Genomic DNA, 4,900 nt, shown 5'->3' with positions numbered 1-4,900 from the left:
ATCACCCCTGTGTTCTCCTGCTCAAAAATTGAGCAGGGGCAGTGGAACACCTGGGTCAGTTTTCAGTCAGCACAACGGGCTTTACTGGGTCAGTTTTCGGTCAGCGGCAACACAGCGGAGAAATAAAGCAGCTAAAGACTGGTTTTTCTCATTTCGCCGGATGTTTGGCGCTATTATGCTGGACAACACCAGTAATCAATCTTTGAGAGAGAAGGCTGGTCGAGAGGGCTTTCAGGAAAATGCTGCATTTCGTCAGTTTAGGGCGATTTTAGAAAATCTCTTAATGTCACTTGCTAAGGATTTTTTCAGGAAAGATGCTCCTCTTGGGAATGAATTTAATCGCATTCGAGAGGAAATGGATCGGCAAAATGAATTGCTGAAAAAGCGAGAGAAGCAGGTTTCAAAAAAGAAAATTAAGCTTCAAGAGTCGCTTGATGGCTTCTTTAAAGAAGTAGAAGAAGGTTCGCCAAAGAGGCGGGCGGAAGAGCTGGAGGAGAAGCTATCCTCTAGGCTCAAATCTATTATGGAGTATGACGATCCAGACCTTATGGGGCGTGAGCTTCAGAAGGTGGAGAAGGAGTTGAGAGAAGGGCTAAGTTACCTTAGAGACAAGTCTAGAATAAGTCGACCCAGAGGCGTTGGCTTGTCAAAGAGTAGCGAATCAGATTGGGCTAGATATAGGGTTTTGCAGGACGAGCTAGAAGCAACTATTTACTCTCCTCTAGAGGATCGCTTGCAAGGACACCTGGCCGATGTACTCAGAGAGCGTGGCGGTGTAATAAATAGAAGAGTGTTGCTGCGTAATGGAATAAATAGCAGGAAAGAAGAGATGGAGAAGCTGGTTCGTGTGGATGGGAAGTCTGCACGAGAAAGCATGGCTCAATCTGCTAATGCCCTGCAGCGGGGAATTGATACGAGCCTACAGCGGTTCCATAATTCTGTTCAAGATGCTATTTCTGACTTTGATCGAACCGACATAGCCAGCTTTAGTGATCTAGACTTGATTGACTTCCAGTCCTCCTTGCAGCAAAAAATCGAGCTTGCTGCGACCAAAGAGCGCGACTTTCTTTCTCATATGAGACAACAGTTAGAGTCTCTGAGTGAAGATGTGAGCGATGGCCTTCTCCCAGATGATTTCAGCGCCGCTTTGGAAGGTCAGAATAATAGCCTTCGGGAGGACCTAAGTGATGCCATGTATTGGGCTCAAATAGGGATGGCCTTAGGTGTTGTTCAGCATGAATTCGATGCTGTAGCCCGTGGCGTGAAAAAGGATATACGTAATTTGCGTCCTTGGGCAGAGAAAACGCCTGCTTTGAGAGGGCTTTTTAATGGGTTGCATTCTGGCTTCACCCACTTAGAAGAATACCTATCACTGTTTACTCCCCTGGATCGAAGGATGTATCGATCTGAGATGGAACTCAGTGGTGGAGAGATAGTAAGCTATATTGAGAATGTTTTCTCGGATAGATTTGATAGGCATTCTATAAAATTTGAGTCGGCTTCAAGCTTGTTGTCGGCTGTGGTTTTGGCTTATCCGTCTACCATATACCCTGTATTAATTAATATTGTTGATAATGCATGCTATTGGGTTTCCAAGCGGCCGGAGGGATCCCGCTGGATAAGGCTCGGTAGAACTGCCGATGGCATCTGGATTCAGAATAGCGGTGTTGGCATTGAAAGTCGTTATGCGGAGCAGATTTTCGAGTTCGGCTTTAGCGAGAAGCAAGACGGGCGTGGAATGGGGCTGGCGATATCTCGCAAGTCCTTGCGAAGGGACGGGCTTGATATTCAGCTCTTGAATCCCGGAAAAGAAAATGAGCCGAAGTTCCTCGTTAAGGTTAACTTCGTGGTTGAAGAAGGTTCTCTGTTTGATCAAGAGGTACTTACGGATGAGTGAAGCTGTACCGGCTGCTCTCGTTGAAGCAGATCAGAATCCATTGCGGGCTCACTATAAGAAATGTATCCAACAATTTCTTAGGACAGTTGTGGTCGTTGATGATCGTGCATATAGGCCAGAAAGTCCTCAAGAAGCTACTATCATTGAGGCTTTGCCTGTCAACCCATTAGGGGAGTTGGCATTTGGCGATACTTCATCCGCAGGGGTTGATGAAGTGCCTGTTGAAGAAGAGCCTGTTGAGGATGAGGCTCATGAGCTTGATGGGCCTGGGTTGGTACGTCTATTCGCCCAAAAAGGAGTTGTGTGTTCAATTATCCAACCTCCGAGTAACCAAGAAACACAAGCGCTTGTTGATGAGATCGAAACTATTGCGCAAGTTGCAGACGTGTTGGTTCTCGATTGGGAGCTGCGCCCAGGGGATCATACTGCTAGTCTAGAGGCGATTCTGCAGATAATTGATAATGATTTTGCGAGCGGTGGTCGCCTACGTTTCATTGTGGTTTACACTGCTGCTAGGCAGCGAATAGTAAAAAACACTATAAAGGCGGCGCTAAAAGAGAGGTTTAATCCTGATGCTGTAAAGCTTGATGGGCATCTCATAAAAATTGAGCATGCCTGTGTTGTGGTGTTGAATAAGCCTTCTCACGCAAACTCAGGAGCAGTTCCGTTAGATGAACTTCCTGATGCAATTTTGGAACATCATGCTAGTTTCTCCTCAGGACTTTTGCCTGCTGCCGCTATTTCCGCAATAGGCACGCTTCGTGGGCACACTCATCAGATTTTGGGGCAGTTCCATGAAGGATTAGATGCGGCATTTATTGCGCATCGGGCACTGATTCCTAAGCCCGATGACGCTGAGATGCATCTACTGGAGCTTGTTGCGGATAGCCTTTATCATCTCATGTTGTCCGAGGGCGTGCGTGATCATCTTTCGGACCAGCTTTGTATTGCTCGGCTTGAAACTTTGCAAGATAAGCATGGATTTTCAGAGGAGCAAATGCATCTAGTCGCTCAATGTGTGAGTGCGTATGGTTCTGATAAGGTTGGCGTCATACGCGAAATGTTGGGGCTTGGCATTGAGGAGAAAAATCCAGAGAGACGCTTTATAGCAAGACTATACGGACATGTTGGGGAGGCGGAGTCTCGTCGAAAAGAAATGGCTTTTCTTCATGATTTTACTCGGACACATCTGCATAAGCGAACTGATGATAATCCACCAAGATTAACCATGGGGACGGTCGTTGCGTTTTGCCGTGGAGAGAGTTTTGATTATCAAATGTGTATTCAGCCGCGGTGCGATAGTGTTCGTATAGATCGTCCTCGGAGCTTTCCTTTTATTTCTCTTGAAAATTCAGATCAACCAAATGTCCACTTAAGCTGGGCTGGTTCATATAAGTCTTTGTCCTCTAGTGAAAAGTTGTTTGACATTAGGATTAATGTTTTTGGTGGGGGGGCTTCTGTGCCTGCTATTTATGCTCAATTGGATGCGCAGGTGGGTAAGTGGTATTTCGAAGACTCTGCTGGCTCGAGATTCTACTGGGTGGGTGATCTTAGGAAAGATAAAGCTCAACGGCTAGCAAGCAAAATTGCCAGCCGTCTTCATATGCCAGGTATTAATGAGTACGAGCCAACGCGTCGACCTGACTAAAAATAAAGCCCCTTGCTGGGGCTTTATTTTTTTATTTTGACGTTCATTGGAGATCCCATGGCTAGCTGCCTATGCTGTGATTAATTCCTCGTGCTCTGAACGGTGAAATTTTTATTGGCCTCATCGTATTCTGGGTTGGTCTGGTTTTGCTCTGGCTTTAATTTCCCAGCAATCAGCAATCAGCAATCAGCAATCAGCAATCAGCAATCAGCGATACTAGTGATGATGTCTATAACCAACAATGGGTTTCGCTGCTTCTTATGAAGGCGAGCTGATCGGTCTTCCCTTTCTACTTTCATCTCTTCCCTCCCTGATCTTCCCAGGCGTACCAGCGCCTAGTCACTTCCTTGGTGATCGCTATCCCGCGTTCTGATCGGGCAAGTTTCGATTGGCCTCGTCGTATTCGGGGCTGCTGTGCCCATGCTCTGGTTCAATCCTCCCGGAGATCAGCCAGAGGGCGTAGTGGGGATAAGCATCCGCCAATATGCCCACCTCTTCAGTGCTGATCCTAATCTTCCCGCCGCTGATATTCCTCCAGCGCTCGTAGTTTTTACCTCCGAGCTCGCTTAGGTGCTTTGGTCCAACCGTCCGGATCAGTTGGAGTGCTCTATTTCTTACAGCATCCATGGAATTTTCTCTGCCAGAGTAACCTTTACTCATTTTGCTGTGAGGAGTAAGGTTTACTCATTGAGTAAATTTTACTCTTTATGGGTCGAGTTAACCTGGCCCGATTATAGGGAGTTTGTATGGAACAGTCTGGAGTAGTGGGGCTCACCTTCGAAGGGAATCCCGTCCGCATCACCGATTTCCGCGACGCACCGTTCTGCACACAGCTCGTCCTGGCCGAGATGCTGGGCATCGAAGTCATCACCGAGGACGTGGTGCGCGGCTGGGTCGAGACGGCAACCGTCCCCACCGTGAAGATCGGCCGCCGCCGCGTCATCAACCTGCACCGCATCCGCAAGGACCTGGAGCGGGGCAAGACGGTCTTCTGCCAGGGGGACTACGCCGATGAATAGTCTGCTCTCCACCCAACTGTCCCGACTGCTGAGCAACGTTCGCTACAGCCACCACACCACCAAGCTCGGTCACTTCATGCACTTCGCCGGCTACCTCGACGGCCTGCGCGACTTCCAGGCCGTAGACGCGGACACCATCAAGCGCCTGGACCTGCTCGGTTTCAACGCCTTCGTCCAGAACCACGGACGACGCTGCGAGGTGGAGGCATGAACCATGCAACCGACTTATCCACACCTCACCCACGCCGCCAACTGCGACTGCTCTGTCTGCTGGTCCCGTCGCGAACTGGCGGGCAGCGCACCCTCCCGGTCCACTCCCTGCGAGCACTGCCGCCC

The 4,900-nt window shown here is 48.8% G+C and carries 5 protein-coding genes; all 5 read left to right on the top strand.

All coding sequences use genetic code 11. From position 1 onward, the window contains the following. On the top strand, positions 1-1,897 hold a 1,897-nt coding region (locus FFS60_RS28295; RefSeq protein WP_218570626.1), incomplete at its 5' end, for an ATP-binding protein. Continuing rightward, positions 1,890-3,545, top strand: coding sequence for a response regulator receiver domain (locus FFS60_RS28290; RefSeq protein ID WP_137823871.1), 1,656 nt, complete (start codon positions 1,890-1,892; stop codon positions 3,543-3,545). The genes FFS60_RS28295 and FFS60_RS28290, both read left to right, overlap by 8 nt. Positions 3,546-4,291: 746 nt before the next feature. Beyond that, on the top strand, positions 4,292-4,564 hold the full coding sequence (locus tag FFS60_RS28280; RefSeq protein ID WP_137823869.1) for a DNA-binding protein: 273 nt from the start codon (positions 4,292-4,294) through the stop codon (positions 4,562-4,564). Further along, positions 4,557-4,775 carry a hypothetical protein gene (locus FFS60_RS28275; protein ID WP_137823868.1) on the top strand — a complete coding sequence of 73 codons (219 nt, stop codon included), beginning with the start codon at positions 4,557-4,559 and terminating at the stop codon, positions 4,773-4,775. The genes FFS60_RS28280 and FFS60_RS28275 overlap by 8 nt, the downstream gene beginning before the upstream one ends. Positions 4,776-4,778: 3 nt before the next feature. Continuing rightward, positions 4,779-4,900 (top strand): DUF5447 family protein (locus FFS60_RS28835; protein ID WP_171016600.1); only part of this gene is annotated, 122 nt, incomplete at its 3' end.

It is taken from the genome of Pseudomonas sp. D(2018) (assembly GCF_005502555.1).
GTDB lineage: Bacteria > Pseudomonadota > Gammaproteobacteria > Pseudomonadales > Pseudomonadaceae > Metapseudomonas > Metapseudomonas resinovorans.
The sequence above is the reverse complement of the archived record's forward strand: the minus strand, read 5'-3'. Positions and strand labels throughout refer to the sequence as shown.